Source organism: Paenibacillus sp. FSL H3-0469 (assembly GCF_038051945.1).
In the GTDB taxonomy this organism is placed as follows: Bacteria; Bacillota; Bacilli; order Paenibacillales; family Paenibacillaceae; genus Paenibacillus_AQ.
In genome coordinates this window covers 3,433,240-3,451,680 of sequence record NZ_CP150302.1, presented here as the reverse complement: position 1 = coordinate 3,451,680, position 18,441 = coordinate 3,433,240, and the positions used below count along the sequence as shown (strand labels likewise).

At 56.1% G+C, this 18,441-nt stretch carries 14 protein-coding genes; 12 read left to right on the top strand and 2 right to left on the bottom strand.

Annotation, left to right across the window (positions count from 1 at the left end):
• Window positions 1-228: 228 nt before the first annotated feature.
• Window positions 229-1,245 carry a glycosidase gene (locus NSS83_RS14920; protein ID WP_341348512.1) on the top strand — a complete coding sequence of 339 codons (1,017 nt, stop codon included), beginning with the start codon at window positions 229-231 and terminating at the stop codon, window positions 1,243-1,245.
• A gap of 385 nt (window positions 1,246-1,630) precedes the next feature.
• Here the strand turns inward: NSS83_RS14920 and NSS83_RS14915 are convergent, their stop codons facing one another.
• Entirely contained in the window at window positions 1,631-3,967 is a 2,337-nt protein-coding gene (locus NSS83_RS14915; protein ID WP_341348511.1) for a helix-turn-helix domain-containing protein, read from the bottom strand.
• 269 nt (window positions 3,968-4,236) lie between these two features.
• Here NSS83_RS14915 and NSS83_RS14910 point away from each other — a divergent pair, with 269 nt between their 5' ends.
• From NSS83_RS14910 to NSS83_RS14875, 8 genes are all read left to right on the top strand, one after another.
• Window positions 4,237-5,337 carry an amidohydrolase/deacetylase family metallohydrolase gene (locus NSS83_RS14910; protein ID WP_341183857.1) on the top strand — a complete coding sequence of 367 codons (1,101 nt, stop codon included), beginning with the start codon at window positions 4,237-4,239 and terminating at the stop codon, window positions 5,335-5,337.
• On the top strand, window positions 5,315-6,421 hold the full coding sequence (locus tag NSS83_RS14905) for a DgaE family pyridoxal phosphate-dependent ammonia lyase (RefSeq protein ID WP_341348510.1): 1,107 nt from the start codon (window positions 5,315-5,317) through the stop codon (window positions 6,419-6,421). Before NSS83_RS14910 ends, NSS83_RS14905 begins: the two co-directional genes overlap by 23 nt.
• Window positions 6,421-7,176 (top strand): KDGP aldolase family protein, encoded by a 756-nt coding sequence (locus NSS83_RS14900; protein ID WP_341348509.1) that lies wholly within the window; start codon window positions 6,421-6,423, stop codon window positions 7,174-7,176. The genes NSS83_RS14905 and NSS83_RS14900 overlap by 1 nt, the downstream gene beginning before the upstream one ends.
• Window positions 7,169-8,182: a sugar kinase gene (locus NSS83_RS14895; protein ID WP_341348508.1), complete on the top strand. Its 1,014-nt coding sequence runs from the start codon at window positions 7,169-7,171 to the stop codon at window positions 8,180-8,182. Before NSS83_RS14900 ends, NSS83_RS14895 begins: the two co-directional genes overlap by 8 nt.
• A 10-nt stretch (window positions 8,183-8,192) precedes the next feature.
• Window positions 8,193-8,915, top strand: a complete 723-nt coding sequence (locus tag NSS83_RS14890; protein ID WP_341348731.1) for a GntR family transcriptional regulator — start codon at window positions 8,193-8,195, stop codon at window positions 8,913-8,915.
• Between the two features lie 199 nt (window positions 8,916-9,114).
• Window positions 9,115-10,113 (top strand): alpha/beta hydrolase, encoded by a 999-nt coding sequence (locus NSS83_RS14885; protein ID WP_341348507.1) that lies wholly within the window; start codon window positions 9,115-9,117, stop codon window positions 10,111-10,113.
• A 145-nt stretch (window positions 10,114-10,258) separates the two neighbouring features.
• The gene (locus NSS83_RS14880) at window positions 10,259-11,554 is read left to right on the top strand and encodes a homocysteine synthase (protein WP_341183862.1); all 1,296 of its coding nucleotides are present in this window, start codon (window positions 10,259-10,261) and stop codon (window positions 11,552-11,554) included.
• 867 nt (window positions 11,555-12,421) lie between these two features.
• The gene (locus tag NSS83_RS14875; protein ID WP_341348506.1) at window positions 12,422-13,480 is read left to right on the top strand and encodes a hypothetical protein; all 1,059 of its coding nucleotides are present in this window, start codon (window positions 12,422-12,424) and stop codon (window positions 13,478-13,480) included.
• Window positions 13,481-14,172: 692 nt separating this feature from the next.
• Here the strand turns inward: NSS83_RS14875 and NSS83_RS14870 are convergent.
• A complete protein-coding gene (locus NSS83_RS14870) occupies window positions 14,173-14,973 on the bottom strand; it encodes a polysaccharide deacetylase family protein (RefSeq protein ID WP_341183864.1) in 801 nt (266 codons plus the stop codon).
• Between the two features lie 232 nt (window positions 14,974-15,205).
• Between NSS83_RS14870 and NSS83_RS14865 the strand changes: the two genes are divergently transcribed.
• From NSS83_RS14865 to NSS83_RS14855, 3 genes are all read left to right on the top strand, one after another.
• Window positions 15,206-16,270 carry a glycoside hydrolase family 88 protein gene (locus tag NSS83_RS14865; RefSeq protein ID WP_341348505.1) on the top strand — a complete coding sequence of 355 codons (1,065 nt, stop codon included), beginning with the start codon at window positions 15,206-15,208 and terminating at the stop codon, window positions 16,268-16,270.
• Window positions 16,263-17,303 carry an SGNH/GDSL hydrolase family protein gene (locus NSS83_RS14860; protein WP_341183866.1) on the top strand — a complete coding sequence of 347 codons (1,041 nt, stop codon included), beginning with the start codon at window positions 16,263-16,265 and terminating at the stop codon, window positions 17,301-17,303. Before NSS83_RS14865 ends, NSS83_RS14860 begins: the two co-directional genes overlap by 8 nt.
• Window positions 17,304-17,586: 283 nt before the next feature.
• Window positions 17,587-18,438, top strand: coding sequence for an ABC transporter permease subunit (locus NSS83_RS14855; protein WP_341185210.1), 852 nt, complete (start codon window positions 17,587-17,589; stop codon window positions 18,436-18,438).
• Window positions 18,439-18,441 lie beyond the last annotated feature (3 nt).

Here is an 18,441-nt window from a genome sequence, read left to right as displayed (position 1 = left end):
GGAACTGTAGGAGCGGTAGCGTCCGCCTGAAAGCTTTCCGCAGGAAAGCTCACTTCGGAAGCATCAGCAGTCAACGGATTTCAACCGCTGAAAAGCGGATTAAATCTAGAAATCTGTTGACAACAGCGGCCGGAAGTCCAAATGTTCACCGCAGTGACGATCAAGCTTCAAGTTCAAAGCCTAAGTGCTTCTTATATACCACGAACATCATTCGCAGGAGGAATAGACATGCAAATTACAAGACATCCCAATAATCCGATTGTCGTCCCGGGCGGCTATGAATGGCGCAAGGTGACCGTGTTCAATCCTGCGGTTATCATCGATAACGGCAAGTTCTATATGATCGAGCGCACTGCCGGTTCCCTGACTCCATGCAAGAACTATCTGGGGCTGCTTACGAGCGAAGACGGCGTGAACTTCACCCATGTGAAGGATGAGCCGATTGTCACGCCGGATATGCTGGGCTTCCCGTACGGCAGTGTGCAGGACCCGCGTATTGTGAAGATCGATGGAACCTTCTACCTGAACTACGCCTTGCGCCCTTGCGCCATGAGCTATTATCCTACCGGGCGCGGCGTCCCTGAGCGCTCCATTCCGACTTACCCGGACGGCTGGGGGGAAGAGGAGGGCCACTGGCTGACCCGCTCCTCGATTCTGAAGTCAACCAATTTGCTGGACTGGGAGTTCGTGGCCGATACCACGCCGCTCGACATTAACGACCGGGACAACATCCTGTTCCCTGAGAAAATAAACGGCAAATTCGTGCTGCTCCGCCGCCCCGAAGAATATGTGGGCGAAGCTTACGGGACGGAAAAAGCCGCTATGTGGATTACCTATTCCGAGGATCTCGTGAATTGGGAAGAGCCCAAGCTGCTCGCCATCGCCGGGAACCTGTCCTGGGAGTCGCGGAAGATCGGCGGCTCAACGCCTCCAATCCGGACAGACAAGGGCTGGCTGGTGCTCTATCACGGCGTCGATGAAGAGATCGTATACCGTGTAGGGGCGATGCTGCTGGATCTGGAGCAGCCGGAGAAAATCATTGCCCGGACCCATAACTTCATTATGGAGCCGGAGACGTATTACGAGAAATTTGGCTTCCAGATTCCGAATGTCATCTTCCCGACCGGCAATGTGGTCAAGGACGGCCTGCTCTATATCTATTACGGGGTAACCGACACAGCGATCGCGCTCGCCACGGTGCCGCTGGATGAATTGGTGGAGCATATTCTGAACGAAGCGGAGTAGCCAGGAAGCCGCCGCCAAGCGGAGTACCAGATAATCGCCCCGCCAAGCGGAGTACCAGATAATCACCCCGCGAAGCGGAGTAACCCAAGCACTGGTGAGGCAGGCTGCGTGATTCGTCCCGCAAATGGCGAAGTGGCGAATCACCTGCATAGCTGCTGGTGATATAAATGTTGCACATTTTGCAGCCCCGGTTCACAGATAGCGAGCTTTGCGGGAGGAATGTTGCATAGAATGCAGGAATAAACCTGCCACGCTGCCCGATAAAGATGGAATCCTGCCTTTTGTACAACAATTATGCGTTCGGGCCCATAGGATGAGTAAAATGTTGCATTATGTGCAGGATTGGTTGTATGCCAACATTCAGGGCGGACGCTCCGCCCGTTTTTCAAACCGGTCTTTTCGCAGCGGCCCCCTTCAAGGCATGTTCCTTGCGGTATTGCCCCGGCGTCAGGCCGGTTTCTTTTTTGAACTTGCGGATGAAGTTGGGCGCATCCAGGTAACCGACCTGCTCGATGATCTCCTTGAGCGGTGCGCTGGTGTTCTCCAGCAGCCGGATCACCTCGTCCACACGCCGCTGCCAGATATATTGCGAGAAATTGCTGCCGGTCTTCTCCTTGAAGCTCCGGCTCAAATAAGAGGTCGAGATGGCGAACTTCAGCGCCACATGCTCAAGGCTCAGGGTATAGTCTGCGAACTGCTGGTCCACATACGCCAGAATGTCATCCATCAGGGAAGACTCGCTGGTCTCGGTGTTCCGCTCCACCTGGGCGCAAATGGCGGAAGCCAGCGAGAGCAGCCGGCTCTCCAGCTCCTCCAGTGTCTCGAAGGAGGTCAGCTCCGGCATATTGGTGAACACCTCATCCATACCCAGCTCCGAGGCGGTGCGCAGAAAAGCATTCAGCAGATCGAAGCAGATACACCGCAGCAGATGAACCTGCAGCGGCTCGTCCTTGATCGTGTCAATGGTGTCGGCAATCATCTGGGCCGCTACCGATTCGTTCCCTTGCTTCAGACTCTGCTCCAGCTTCAGCATGGATTTGCGCGGAATCCAGAAGCTCTCGGCCGCGGCGGGATTCAGCTCCGCAAGCTGCTCGAAGTAGGTGACCTGGCCGCTGCGCCGTATCATCCGGTGCTCCAGGGCAGCGGCGGCTTCAATGAACGACTGGTTCAACCGGGCGAGATCACGGTAGGCCATGCCGACACCGATGCTCAGTGCAAGCTGCGAGTGTTCACGGATCACATCCTGAATCCCTTCAATGACCTGCTCCATCCGGCGCTGAACGGGCAGCTCCCCCTCCCCTGGCAGGGAGATGATCAGAGCGAACTGGTCCTTGACCGAGAATTCAATCCCGAAGATCTGCGCATCCGGGCCTGGCAGGCAGATATTGCTGAGCATCTCCTGCAGCAGATGGCGTTCCTGCCAGAACTTGCCGCCCGGCGCTGCATCATCCCAGGACAGGATGGCCGAGAAGTAGAGGCCCTGTCCCTGCGGATGCCTGAAGCCTGCGCTCAGGATCATCTGTTCAATCTCGGGATCATCCGGCTGGCCGTGCTTGAGCAGCAGCAGCATACACTGGTTGCGGACAAAAGGCTCCTGAAGATCAATCCGGGCACTGTAGTCATGGAGCGTCTGGCGGATGGATTCCCATTCATTGCGCAGCTTGGGAGCTTCGTTGCTGCTGCCCCGCGGCTTGGCGAACTCCATCAGATCGCGGATCGGGTGGTATTGCCGCTTGGCCAGCAGCAGCGCCGCCGCTATGCCGGTAACGACTGTAATACAGAAGACAATCAGAATCAGCGTCTGAACATGGGCAACCCGGCTGAAGAATTGGAAGCTGGGCATCGTGGTGACGTAGGTCCAGCCGTTCTCCTCGGACTTTACAGAGACCACGGAGTACTGCTCCCCGTCCAGCTCCAGATTGTGAATCCCCGGCTTAAGAGCGGATAGGGTCTGCAGCTCGTTCTGGGGGAAGCTGACGCCATGGCTGTTCGCGGTCAGCACCTCGCCGGAGGGGCCGAAGATATAGCTGCTGCCGGAGAAATCGCTCAGAACTGAATCCATGACGCCGGTAAGATTGGATTCCTTCATCAGATAGACGACTGTTCCGTAAGGGAACGGGTCATTCGGCTTCACCGGGACGAGCATGGCGAGCATCGGTTCCATCCGGGAATTGACCGTCACATTCTCGGCCGGACGGACCAGCGGCTGACGGGTCTCGTTCAAGTCACGCCGCAGCTCCTCCGGAGTCCAGCGCTCGAACTGATAGAGGGTGTCGAAGGTGACGTGAAGATCAGCCAGCCCACGGTAAGAATAGATATTGGAATCGCCGTGGAAATAGAGGAACAGATCCTCGGCAATGCTGCTGCTGGCCTTGTAATTCGCCAGTGCCTGAATTGCCTCCAGACTGTAATAGGGATGCCGGACCATATAAGGGGTCAGATGCTTGTCATAAGCGATGCGTCCGGCGATCTCCTGAAGCTCATTCATCCGGCCGTCGATGGTGCTTTTCACTTGATTAAGCTGATTAACATTGGATTGTTCAATTTCGACCCGCAGGCCCTTGACGGCGTTTTCATAGACGAAGATGGTAACGCCGGTGAGCGGGATCAGGAACATGAGGATATAGGAAAAAGCGTATTTCAGCAGCAGCCTTGACTTGAAGTGATTCCAGGTCAGCCGGAACCGGTTCAGCAAGGATGGCTGGGGTGCGGGATTGGACATGCAGCAGTACCTCCAGTGTTAAGATATTCGGACCAGAAAGCTTGGATGGAACCTGTTGATTTAGAAATTGCAGTTCTCTTCCGGATTACACTTGTGCTACTATAAACATTATAACATTATAATCTTTTGAGTGAAGCAGCTTTATATTTTAATGACGGGACGGTAGAGCCGTTGCTTATTGTTAAATATAAGGATGTATGGAGTTCATGTCATTAATCATTTTTTGTAATTCCCCTGTAAATCTGTAATTGAAGAAGGAGATGGGACGAGTGGGCACAGAGAACGTGCTGCGCAATTTGCGGCTGGTGGACGGCCGGAGTGTGGATATCTCCATTAAGGAGGGGCTCATCACCGCGATTACCCCGCCGGGCCAGGCGGAAGGCAGGACCCTGCTGGACTGCTCCGGATTATACGGCTCCAGCGGATGGATTGATCTGCATGTGCATGCTGTGCCGGAGCTTGACCCCTACGGCGATCAGATCGACGAGATCGGGGTGAAGCAGGGAGTGACAACACTGGTGGATGCCGGGAGCTGCGGAGCAGACCGGATCGGGGCTTTTTACAGTGCGAGTCTTCTGGCCGATACCCGGGTATTCGCGCTGCTCAATATCTCAAGAATCGGACTTGCGCGGACCGATGAGCTCTCTCAGTTAGACTGGATTGACCGGACCTGCGCGCTTGCCGCAGCAGCAGCGTATCCTGAATTTATCGTCGGCCTGAAAGCCCGCATCAGCCAAAGCGTCGTTAAGGGCAGCGGCATAGAGCCGCTTAAGCTGGCACGGGCATTATCGGATGAGACGAAGCTTCCGCTCATGGTGCATATCGGCTCCGCGCCGCCTGCTATCTCTGAAGTGCTGGAGCTGCTGCGGGCGGGCGATGTAATTACTCATTACCTGAACGGCAAAGCCAACAATCTGTTCCGGGCGGACGGCACACCGCTGCCGGAACTGCTGGATGCTGTAGACCGGGGTGTCCAACTGGACGTAGGGCATGGCACCGCAAGCTTCTCCTTCCGGGTGGCGGAACAGGCGAAGGCGGCTGGTATCGTGCTGAATACGATCAGCACAGACATCTACCGGGGCAACCGGCTGAACGGTCCGGTGTACAGCATGGCGGATGTACTGACCAAGTTCCTCTATCTCGGCTACAGTCTGGAAGAGGTAATCCGTGCCGTCACCAGCAGCGCCGCAGCGTGGCTCGGCAAGCCGGAGCTGGGGCAGATCCGGGTAGGGGAGCAGGCGAATCTGACCTTGTTCACCCTGGAAGCAGGGGAGAAGCAACTGCAGGACTCGGAAGGCGAGGTCCGGACCGCGCACCACTATATTGAAGCAAAAGGAGTCTTTATCAATGGATCACTCATTACAGGCTAAATATGGATTGAAGCGTGTGATTAATGCGAGCGGAAGAATGAGCATCCTTGGCGTGTCTGCACCGGCGGATTCAGTCATGGAGGCAATGAAGCAAGGAGGGCAGCGGTATGTGGAAATCGCGGATTTGGTGGACAAATCGGGAGATTATATCGCCCGTCTGCTCGGCTCCGAAGGGGCTGTTGTCGTGAACTCGGCTTCCAGCGGCATTGCGCTGTCGGTCGCAGCTATTGTAACCGCAGGAGATCCGCGGCTCAGCCTGCGCCTGCACCAGGAGCCGGTGCTGAAGAATGAGATCATCATGCTGAAGGGCCATAATGTGCAGTATGGAGCGCCGGTGGAGACGATGGTCTTCCTCGGTGGCGGCCGGGTGGTCGAAGTTGGGTATGCCAACGAAGGCCGCAAGGAGCATATTGAACAGGCCATCGGGGAACGTACTGCAGCGATTCTCTATGTGAAATCCCACCACGCTGTTCAGAAGAATATGATCTCTGTGGAGGAAGCCTGGGAGGTTGCACAGCGCAGAGGCGTGCCGATGATTGTGGATGCGGCTGCGGAAGAGGATCTGCGCAAGTATGTCCAGTATTCCGATCTGGCCATCTACAGCGGCTCGAAGGCTGTGGAAGGTCCAACTTCGGGCATTGTAGCGGGCGGGAAGACATACATCCAGTGGCTGAAGGTGCAGTTGCACGGGATCGGCCGCAGCATGAAGGTGGGCAAAGAGACCACCTTCGGACTGCTCCAGGCTTTGGACGAATACCAGGACAAGGCTGACAACAGCCAGCAGGAGAAGCAGGCGCTGGAGGCGCTTCAGCCGCTGGCCGGTCTTCCCGGAGTGTCGGTACGCATCGTGCAGGATGAAGCGGGCCGGGCAATTTACCGGGGACGCATCCAGATTGATGCCGCTGCTGCGGGTGTGGATGCAAGGGAGGTCAATGACCGCCTGCGGGAAGGCGGTATTGCCGTGTATACGCGGGACTATGGAGTGAAGCAGGGGTATTTCGATATCGATCCAAGGCCGCTCCAGGGCGATGATCTTCAGGTCATCGTCAGCAGAATTCAAGAGATTATAGGGGGCAGATCATAATGAGCAAGATTCAGGAGCGTTTTTATAAGAACAGAGCGGCACTGAATGTCCTGGCCGGCAGTATCGGGAACGCCAAGGATATCTACGAGGCTGCCGAAGGGCATGTGCTGGTAGGCGTACTCTCCAAAAATTACGCCAACGCCCAGGAAGCGTCCGCCGCTATGACGGAGTACGGACAGGCGATCCAGGATGCCGTATCCATCGGGCTTGGCGCCGGGGACAACCGCCAGGCGGCGGTGGTTGCAGAGATTGCTGCAAGCTATGCGGGCAGCCATATCAACCAGGTCTTTCCGGCTGTAGGCGCAACCCGTGCTAATCTGGGAGCGAAGGACAGCTGGATTAACAGCCTGGTCTCTCCCTGCGGACAGCCGGGCTATGTCAATATTTCCACCGGGCCGGTCAGCGCGGGGAATGCTTCGCAGGCCATCGTTCCGGTTCACGCCGCCATCGCCCTTGTCCGGGATATGGGCGGCAATGCACTCAAATATTTTCCGATGAAAGGGCTGGAGCTGGAAGAAGAATATCGTGCGGTGGCCCAGGCCTGCGGAGAAGCCGGATTTGCCCTGGAGCCTACAGGCGGAATCGATCTCGATAACTTCGCGCCCATTCTGGAGATTGCGCTTCAGGCAGGCGTACCGCAGGTGATCCCGCATATCTATTCTTCCATTATCGATCCGCAGACCGGAAGCACGAAGGTGCAGGATGTCCGCACGCTGCTCCGTACGATGAAATCGCTGGTGGACCGGTATGCCTAGAATCGCGGCCTTCGGCGAAGTGATGATGCGGCTGCAGGTGCCGGGGGTGGAGACGCTGGCCCAGAGCAGCAGGCTGGAGTACTCTTTTTCGGGCAGCGGGGTGAATGTAACGGCGGCGCTCGCCAGATACGGCCATAATGGAGCACTGATCACAACCTTGCCGGAGACTCCAGTGGGGGAAGCTGCGATGGCCTATCTGCGCAAGCTTGGGGTGGATACGTCACTGATCCGCCGGGGCGGCAAGCACCTCGGAATGTACTTCCTGGAGAACGGTTTCGGCGCCCGCCCCGGAAGAGTCACGTATACCGACCGGCTGGGCAGCAGCTTCAATACCGCTGAGGCTGGTAAGTATGATATGCCGGCGCTGGCTTCCCGGGTGGATGTGCTCCATCTATGCGGCATTACGCTGGCTATGAATGACGGAGTGCGCGGGCAGATGAAGCAGCTTGCGGCGGAGGTGAAGCATGCGGGGGGCATGGTGGTTTTTGACTGCAATTACCGTCCGGCGTTATGGGGTGAGGCGGGGTATGCCCAAGCCCGTCCTCATTACGAGGAGCTGCTTGCGCTTGCCGATCTGGTGCTGATGAACGAAAAGGATGCGCTGTACATTCTTGGCACCGCCGCAGCAGATTATGATAGAATAACACAGTTGAAGCAAGCGGTTCCCGCTGTAGCGGAGCGCTTCGGAATCAAAGCGGCAGCGGGCACCCACCGTGAGATTAATGCGGACAATACGCATTCCCTGACAGGATATTTGTACCGTCAAGGCTCATTCGCGTTCTCCCGCAAGCTGACCTTCCCGGTGTTTGACCGGATTGGTGCCGGTGATGCTTTTGCCAGCGCTGTTATCCATGGTGAGTTGCAGGAGTATCCGCAGCAGCAGACGGTGGAGATGGCAGCAGCCGCAGCGATGCTGGCCCATACCCTCCCGGGCGATACCGCGCTGTTTACCGAGAGCGAGGTGCTCCGGGCGCTGGATGGCCATACCTTAGATGTTGAAAGGTAGTGAACGTAAGGTGTCACTGAAACGCAAGCAAGGCCCCTTATACCAGCAGATCCAGAAGATCCTCAAAGACCGGATTCTGCACGGGGTATACCCGCTCGGCAGCATTATCCCCTCCGAGCCTCAGCTCGAGAAAGAGTTCGGTGTCAGCAAAATGACGGTCCGCGGCGCGGTCCAGGAGCTGGCCCAGGAAGGTTATGTGCAGAAGAAAAGCGGCGTCGGAACCATTGTCATGCGCAATACCGCCTACCAGAAGCTCTCCAAGGGCAAACGGTTCACGGAATTGCTGGTTGAAGCAGGCCATAAGCTGGAAAAGAAGCTGCTCGCATCCCAGCGCCTCGCGAATGAAGCAGGATCAGAGGAATACAGCCGCTACGGGCCGTATTGCCAGCGGATCGAACGCTTGTATATTCTGGATGGCCAGCCCTATATACATCTGGTGCATTTCCTGACGGCAGCAGCCCTGCCCGGCGGGGGAGCGGCAGAGATGGGGGCAGACATCCAGTCCCTGTACGACTCGCTGGAGGAGAACGACATTGTGCTGGAGAACTTCAGGGACCGCTTCTTCGTGGAGCCGGCACCACCCGAGGTATGCCTGCTGCTCAAGCTGCCGCCGGGGACGCCTGTGCTGAAGCGTCTGCGTAACTCCTATGACGGGGAGGGCCGGCTGATCGAACACAGTATCGGCTGCTATAATACGGAGCTCCATCATTATCTGGTCAGCTATGATACTTGAGGCTCGTCACTCTCATCACTCTCATCACAATGCTACGGTTACCTACAAGCTTGCTTGTAGGTAACCGTAGCATTTTTAGTACATCTTCCGTTCATCTTCCGTTCATATTGTCGTCATAGAGAGGACATCTTCGTCCGGTAAGCTTGCATGAACGGCAAGGACGCAAGCTTACTACCAGTTAAGACAGGAGAAGATGAATATGAGATCACCGGAGAAGAAGACAACGGGAAAGCAGACGGGGTTCAAGAAAGTGCGCAACATTCTGCTTAAAATACTGGGAGTCATCCTGCTCGCTGTTGTACTTTTTGTGGGGATTGTGTATATCACGAATGTAATCAGCAGCAATGCCGAAGCCAAAAGGATAGAGCCTTACGGCCAGCATGTATCCGTAGACGGCAAGAATATGAATGTGTTCATAGAGGGCGCTGGCCCGGACACGGTCGTGCTGCTTCCCGGGTTCGGAACTGCTTCACCGGCGCTTGATTTCAAACTGCTTATCGACGAGCTGTCACCACATTACAAGGTTGTAGTGGTTGAGCCTTTCGGCTACGGCTTAAGCGACGCAACGAAGAAAGAACGAACCTCAGAGAATATCGTAAGTGAAATTCATGAAGCATTACAGCAGCTCCATATGGACCGTTACATTCTTATGGGCCATTCTATTTCAGGCATTTATAGTCTTTATTATGTGAACAAATATTCAGATGAAGTCAGTGCATTTGTCGGACTGGACAGCAGTGTACCCTCGCTCAGTGAGAAAAAGATTGAGTCTTCAGAGACAACCATGGTTAAATGGTTCCGCGATTTGGGCTTCGCAAGGCTGCAATTGAAGCTGAGTGCCGACCCTTATGAGGGACTGTCTTATGATGCACATACCAAAGAACAATTGAACCTGCTGATACAGAAAAATATGTACAATACGACGCAGTTAAATGAGGCGGAGAGTATGTTTTCCAATTTTGAAAAAGCTGAACAGCGGAAGGTAACGTTCCCTCCCAATCTTCCTGTCCTGCTCTTTGTCCAGGCGGAGCATCCGGCAACGGATCAATGGATTCCTGAGCATGAGAAGCTGATTAAGAATTCCGTACATGCAGAAATGGAGCTGCTGGATGCCAATCATTATGTATACCGTTCCCATCCCAAGCAAATTGCGGAGAAATTCATGAGCTTCATGAGGGGGATAGCGCAGCAGCCCTGAGGCTCTGCCGGGGTTTGCTAAACTTAATAAAACACAGTGAATTAATAAGAATTTTATCTTTTCAAATGACATGGTTTGTGAGAGAATAGGTACAATCTTGTAGAGTTAACATTTGACATTACCTATTTTAGAGGAGGAAACACCCATGTCAGAAGAGCGCAAGCTGTCCTTTGAAACCCTCGCCGTCCACGCAGGCCAGGAGATTGATCCCACTACTTTAGCCCGTGCCGTGCCTTTGTATCAGACCACATCCTACGGGTTCCGTGATGCGGAGCACGCCGCGAATCTGTTCGCGCTGAAGGAGTTCGGTAATATCTACACCCGGCTGATGAATCCGACGACGGATGTGTTTGAACAGCGTCTTGCCGCGCTTGAGGGCGGGGCAGGGGCACTGGCGACCGCTTCCGGAATGGCGGCCATTTCCTTCTCTATTCTGAATATTGCCGGAGCAGGGGATGAGATTGTATCCTCCGCAAGTCTGTACGGCGGGACTTATAATCTGTTCTCTACAACGTTGCCTAAACTGGGGATTCAAGTGAAGTTCGTGGATTCCGACAATCCGGAGAACTTCCGGGCAGCGATTACGGACAAGACCAAGGCGCTCTACGCCGAGACCATTGGCAACCCGCAAGGGAATGTACTGGATATCGAAGCAGTGGCGGCTATCGCTCATGAGCATGGAATTCCGCTGATTGTAGATAATACCTTCCCAAGCCCGTATCTGCTGCGTCCGATTGAATTCGGGGCGGATATCGTCGTACACTCGGCGACCAAATTCATCGGCGGCCACGGTACCTCCATCGGCGGAATCATCGTGGACGGCGGCAAGTTCGACTGGAAGGCCAGCGGCAGATTCCCCGGCCTGACCGAGCCGGACCCGAGTTACCACGGGGTAGTCTACACTGAAGCAGTCGGACCGATTGCTTATATCATCAAAGCGCGGGTTCAACTGCTTCGTGACCTTGGCGCGGCTATTTCACCGTTCAACTCGTGGATGCTTTTGCAGGGTCTCGAAACGCTGCACCTGCGTCTGGAGCGCCACAGCCAGAATGCACTCCAGGTTGCCCAGTATCTGGAGGCGCATGATTCGGTAGAATGGGTCAGCTACGCTGGACTACAGAGTCACCCTTCGTATGAGCTGGCACAGAAATATCTGCCTAAGGGCCAGGGCGCGATCCTGACCTTCGGAATTAAGGGCGGGGCGGCCGCAGGGGTGAAGCTGATCGAGAACGTGAAGCTGTTCTCCCATTTGGCCAATGTCGGCGATTCCAAGTCGCTGATCATCCACCCGGCCAGCACCACTCACCAGCAGCTGTCGGTCGAGGAGCAGATTACCGCCGGTGTTACACCGGAGCTGCTGCGCTTGTCCATCGGCACCGAATCCATCGACGATATCCTCTACGACCTGGAGCAGGCGATCGCTGCCAGCCAGCAGGCTTAAGCGGGATTAGCGGGAGCGGGCTGTGCTGGAGGGAGAGGTTGAGCCGCTAAGCTGCTAGAGAGTTGTAGCTGGATAGACGGTGAGCAAAAGCTGTCGATTTCCCCCACTGCTTTCAATCGATCACAGTTCCTGGAAAATTAGGAAGATAAATTAAAGACTACTGTTTGATGCAGAATGTTTCTGTATTAGGCGGTGGTCTTTTTTTGCGGGAGCAGGGGGTGGGTGTGGGAGTAATGGGAAGAGGGAGGCGGGGGTGCGAGGATGTGAGAAATGAGGAAGTGGTTTGTGAGGAGCTGATTCGCAAGGAAATGAGAAAATGGGTTTGTGAGAAAAGTGGTTCGTGAGAGAAGCGGTTTGTAAGGAGTTGATTCGCAAGAAATGGGCCAGTGAGTGTATTTTGTACAATAGATTAGGCCATATCTGGCGCTAAAATCCGTTCTGATGTATTCCATACAACAGATTTCCGGCATACGCCTCCAAAACACCCTTTCCGCGAAAATCTGCTGTACAAACTGCAACAGATCGCTTTTTACAGCCGATAATGAGAGGATCTGCTGTAGTAAATACAATAGATCACCAAGCGTCAACCCGAACCTTAAATCAATTCGAAGTCTATAGAGATTAATAAAAGAATATGTAAAGGTTACTTCCCGCCTATTTCAGCTCGCCTGCCGATTGAAGCTCGTCCCCCCACCGCTTGTCCACTACCCATCCGGGTAAGATTGTGCTGCTGCATTCATTTGATACCGTTTGCATATTTCAGTGCCTTTGCCAGTATTTATAGATTGAAGCCTCTTAAAATGCTGGCAGCTTCTCCTCAGGGGGAGCGGAGCGGCAGTAATTCAAAGGTAAAGGGTGGGTGCGAGGATGAAGGGTGAACGCCAGCAGAAGGATGATCCAAACAAGGAAGAGCGCCCGTTCAAGTATAACACCGGCGACCGGACCATTGGCATAGAGATGAGCCAGTCCGCATCTGTAGCTTCCGCCGCAGCGGAATTTCTTGCTGAGGGGGAGCCGCGTAAGGGAAAAGTGAACCGGGAGCGGACTTATTCCCGCCGCCCGGGGGAGCGTCAGGCATTCCTGGTCCTGCGTGATGGAGCGGGCGAGCGGTCTTTTCAACGCGCAGAGCCGGGTGTCTACCCTGCGGGACCTTGCCTGATCCGGGGCGAGGAATGGCTGCTTGCGCCGGAGGTCGCAGCACTCTATTCAAGCTGGATGTCATGCAGTGATGAGGAGCAGGCGGAGCGTATCCTGCAGCGGATCTATCACCGGCTGCGGGCTGCTGCTGCCGACCTCCTGGAGTCGGCGGACGGCGTCTGGGCCGCAGTTGCTCTGCTCTATACGCCGGAGCTCGCTGCCCGCCCGGCCAGACTCGCTGCGCTTCAGGATGCGCAGCTTGATGCGCTGTTCGCCGCCGCGCTGCACAGCCAGCGGCTGGGCGGCGACAGCCGCATTGACTTGCTGGCGCCGTACCCCGCCAGCCTGGAGGAATTCGCGGCGCAGCGCGAATTCATTGAGGGCGTGGCCGAGCAGACCCTCGGCCACGCTTATGCGGCAGCCTGCCGCATCGGGGCGCTGCTCGCGCCCGATGTGGGGCAGGCTGCCGCCGGGGAAATCGCGCGTATCGCCGATTTCCTGGTGCTGGACGGCGCGGCGGCGGAGGCCGCGCCCGGAGAGAACGCCGCCGAGAGCTTCGCGCTGGCGGCGGCTGGGGTGCTGGCCGCCGTGCGCCGGGTGCGGCCGGCGGCGGCAGTGCTCGCCGCGGGGGCACCGGCGGCGTATGCGCTGGCCGATCTGTATGAGATCGGCATGAGCGGGGTCTTTTGCAGCGCGGCCCAGCGGACCGACGCGCTGCTGCGGGCGGCCTGCCTGACCTGGATTGCCCGGCAGGACAATCCAGATGCCGCCGCCGGAGGGTGGCAGTAGCAGGCGGACAGGGCGGCTGCTCCTAATTCATCTAGAGCTACGACTCAAGCTGTTCAAGCTGCTGCCACCGCCTGAGCATTATCACCGTCACACGCCGGCAATCAGGCTGTAGGCTACATTCATCCGCACTGCCAGCACTAGGACTCAGGCTGCTCAAGCTGCTGCCACCGCCTGAAGCATTATCACCGTCACACGCCGGTAATCAGGCTGTAGGCTGCATTCATCCGCACTGCCAGCGCTACGACTCAAGCTGCTTAAGCTGCTGCCACCGCCTGAAGCATTATCACCGTCACACGCCGGTAATCAGGCCTTTGGGCCGCCAGACTATATATACATTACCGATAACTCTCAGTGCCTAAGCGATTCTACTATAACAATAACCCGACTCCACCAGCCATTCAGGCTGCGGCGGAATCGGGTTATATTGTGCTGCATATAGCAGGGAGTTACCACACCACAGTGTACCTTTGAACTAACCGGCTGCTGTATCCGAAATCCTGCACTAAATACAACATTCCCCGCGTTAAGTCGGCTGTAACTATGGATTGTTGCATGAAATGCAGCATTTCTCATCTCCCGAACCGATGGGCGAGACAATTCCTGCATTTTGTACAACATTCCTCTCAAAACCCCGGGAGTAATGAATCAAAGCTGCAATTTATGCAACATTTCTCCTTCGTGGCCAGCAATTTCTACCCCAGTCTAACCGTCCCCCCGCCCGGAACACGGCGCACTTCATCCCCCACAGAGATCCATACCTCCGTAGCGGCCGGATTATACACCATCTCCTGCGAAGCCGAGAAGCGCAGTCCCTGCACAGCGGACAGGTAGTCCACGATCTCAATATTGGTGGCATACCAGATGTCTTCATGGCCGCCCATCATGGCGGCGAACTGCTCCAGCTCCTGCCAGTTGTCATTGTCGTTGAATTCGTAGCTGTGTCCCCAGACATACAGCAGCTGCATGTGCGGGAACCGGGGCTTCTCCTCAAGGAATTGCTTGCCCAGGGCGAGCATATCGCGGTGATGGCAGGTGGGATGCCAGGCCAGCAGGTTGTCCGGCAGGCTGAAGCTGCCATGCGACTTCACTGTGCGGGAATACTCAATCCCGAGGGCCGGAAGCACGCTCAGCACCGCATCGCTGTAATTGCCGAACGGATAGGACATGCCCCGAACCGGATAACCGGCGATGGCCTCCAGAGCCTTGCGGTCCGTCAGAATCTCATCGGCGATGCCCTCGCGCGGGGTCATGGAGAGGAAGGGATGAGTGCGGGTATGCGCCGAAATCTCATGCCCCTCATAGAGCGCAGCCACTTCGTCCCCCGAGATGTAGCCTTCATTGCCGAAGAACCCCGAATTGAGATGAAAAGACCCCTTTAGCCCATGCTGGTTCAGAATCTCAACAAGCCGCCGGTCATGGATTCTCCCATCATCCCAGCTCGTTGTTAGCGCTTTAGAAACCCCGCCTGGAAATAGATCGAATTTGATTCTCATTGCTGTTATCCTCCCTAACTATAAAATATACCGAATTTGCATGTGAGCACCGGTCCCGCCTAAGACGAATACGGCTCCACCAAGAACAATGCCAGAAATGAAAGCCATAAGCAAGATTCTTGTTAATGGACGGCATTCCGCCGCTTGACTACACTGAGGTGGCGAACAGGGCGATTGGGCAGCAGTTTAGCAGCGGCAAGCCCTGGTCAGGACATTCACAAGGGGGAACATTATGCACACCATGTCACGAACAGCGCTTGAGGAACAGATCGCCCGCGTCATTGAGCGGATGAAGGATATGAAAGGCTCCATTCAGGAGATCGCCCCGATCGGCATCATCTCGATGGACAACTGGGAATGGCCGCAGGGGGTGGGACTGTTTGCCCTATACAGCTACTACCGGGAGAACCGGGAGGAGGAGATTCTGCGCTATTTGACCGGCTGGTTCGACAGCAAGCTTGACGGGGGCATCCCGGAGAAAAACGTCAATACCATGTGCCCGATGCTTACCCTAAGCTATCTGGCAGAGGAGACCGGGCGCGCGGATTATCTCCGGCTATGCCGGGAATGGCTGGAGTACGTGCTGTATGACATGCCCCGCACGGAGGAAGGCGGGCTTCAGCATGAGGTGACCGGCAGTCCGAATACCGGACAGCTCTGGGACGACACGCTGTATATGACAGTGCTGTTCGTGGCCCGGATGGGGATCTTACTGAAGGAGGAGGAGTGCATTCAGGAGAGCATCCGCCAGTTTCTGGTCCATCTTAAGTATCTGACTGATCCCGTGACCGGATTGTTCTTCCACGGCTGGACCTTCGAGGGCAGCCATCACTTTGCCCGGGCCCTGTGGGCGCGCGGCAATTCCTGGTATACCGCCGGGCTGGCGGATTATCTGGAGATGGTGGAGCTGCCGTCAGGGGTGAGCAGCTTCCTGCTGTCCTCGCTTACGCGCCAGGTGAACAAGCTGACGGAGCTGCAAGACCCGTCAGGGGCATGGCACACCCTGCTGGACGACAGCAGCTCGTATCTGGAGACCTCGGCTACCGCCGCCTTTGCTTACGGCATGCTGAAGGCAGTGCGGCAGGGTCTGCTGCCTGAGGACTGCCGCAAGCCTGCAATGGCAGCGCTTCAGTACGTGCTGAGCCAGATTGATGAAGAAGGCGTGGTGCAGGGAGTGTCCTATGGCACCGGCATGGGGGCTACCCTACAGGACTACCGCGAGATTCCGGTCTGCCCGATGCCGTACGGGCAATCCATGGCGCTCCTGCTGCTGGTGGAGGCGATGAAGCATGTATAATTCCGCCAGTACCCATTCTTCCAGCACCAAGGGGCTGCCGGGGCTGGACCGGGTTGCCTTCCATAACGTTGCCGAGCTGGAACCGGCAGCGGGCTACGGATTGTATCTCCGCCGCATTCCGCGCAGCGTCAGGGAGCATCTGAATGAGCGGGGGCGGTTCATCGCCGGGGAAGCGGGCGGCTGCGAGCTCCGGTTCGTCACCACGGCTCCGAATATCCGTGTCACGCTTACTTTACCTGAGACTGACGGCAGCGTAACGGTATACAAGGGCGGGCTGTTCCACTCCAGACATGAGCTTCAGGCCGGGACGATCCGCACCCTCCAGTTAAGCGAACCGCCAAGGCTGGCGGTGGCGGAGCGTGATCTGCTGATGGCAGCGGGCTTTGCGCCGGAGGTATGGCGGATCTGCTTCGGACGGTATGCCTGTGTGGTCTGCGGCATTGAGACCTTCGGCCATCCACTCCGTCCGCCGGTGGAAGGGGAGACCCCCGGCAAGCGCTGGATTGCTTACGGCTCATCCATCACCTATGGAGAGAACGGCAGCCTGCCGTATATTGCCCACGCGGCAAGAAGGCTGGCCGCCGATGTACTGGGTCTCGGCATGAGCGGCTCCTGCCACTGTGAACGGGAGATGAGTAATTATCTTGCGGCGCAGCAGGACTGGTCGTTCATGACGCTGGAGCTGGGCGTGAATATGCGTGACCACATGTCCCCGGACGAATTCCGTGAGCGGACCGGCTATCTGCTGGACCAGCTGGTAAGCAGGCATCCGGAGAAGCCGGTGGCGGTCATTACGATCTACCCCAATTTTGCAGGGTTCCCGGGAAGCGGGATAGCGGAGAAGGATGTTCAGTTCAACGATATTCTGCGCAGTCATGTGAAGCGTCTGGACCACCCGAAGCTGAGCCTGATCGAGGGAAACAAAGTGCTGGACGACCTTGCCGGGCTGTCCTGCGACCTGATTCACCCGGGGGATGAGGGACATATACGGATGGGGGAGAATCTGGCCCGGGTGCTGGAAGGAATCCTGTAAACCCAGGCGGTATAAGGGTTCAGCGGCGATTAACAGAAAAACTGGATATTGCTCTGGCCCGCTAAAGCAGCTATGGTGAGGACATGAAATCGGCCATTTCAGCTCCATAGCATTCATTCATCACGCAATCACGCATCACACGCAAGTGAAAGGAGGCACCGTAATGAAAGCGAATACAAGCAATGAGGCGGTGCTGCGGCTGGACACTTCACGGCAGAGCGGAAGCAGCCGCAGACGCTTCTGGCAGACCCGCCGCTTCAAGAATAATGTCCCCCTGTGGGTCATGTTCGTTCCGGTTATCGCATTTTATATCATTTTCAAATACACCCCTATGCTGGGGCTGGTCATCGCCTTCAAGGATTATACCTTCTATGAGGGGGTATGGGGCAGCCAGTGGGTCGGCATGGACAATTTCACCAATCTGTTCACCCAGGCGCAATCGGTACAGATTATCCGCAATACGCTGGTGCTCAGTATATTGTCGGTGCTGGTCAGCTTTCCGTTCCCGATTGCCCTGGCGATTATGCTCAATGAGGTCCGGAACAAGTTTTTCAAAAAATCAGTCCAGACCCTCGTCTACCTGCCTTACTTTTTCTCCTGGGTCATTGTCGGCGGGCTGGTAGTAACGATCTTTGCCCAGACCGGGGTAGCCAATGCGGTGGTTGAGAAGCTGACCGGCCAGGCTTTTCCCTTCCTGTTCAAGGAGTGGTCCTGGGTCTCGATCTTCCTCGGCTCGGGAATCTGGAAGGATGCGGGCTTCAATGCCATTATCTATCTGGCTGCGCTAACCTCCATCGACCCCAGTCTCTATGAGGCGGCGAGTATGGACGGGGCAGGCAAATGGAAGCAGATCCGCCATATTACGCTACCCGGGATCAGTCCGACCATCGTCATTATGCTGATTCTGGCCATGGGACGGGTGATGGAGGTGGGCTTCGACCATGTCTACGTGCTGCAGAATTCGATTGTATCCGGGATCTCCGAGGTCATCAGCACCTACATCTACGCGATTGGCCTGCAAGGCGGACAGTTCAGCCTGACGGCTGCCCTGGGGATGTTCGATTCTCTGGTGGCGCTGACCTTGGTGCTGATCTCCAACGCCATTGCCCGGCGCTTCAATAAAGGCTTGTGGTAACAG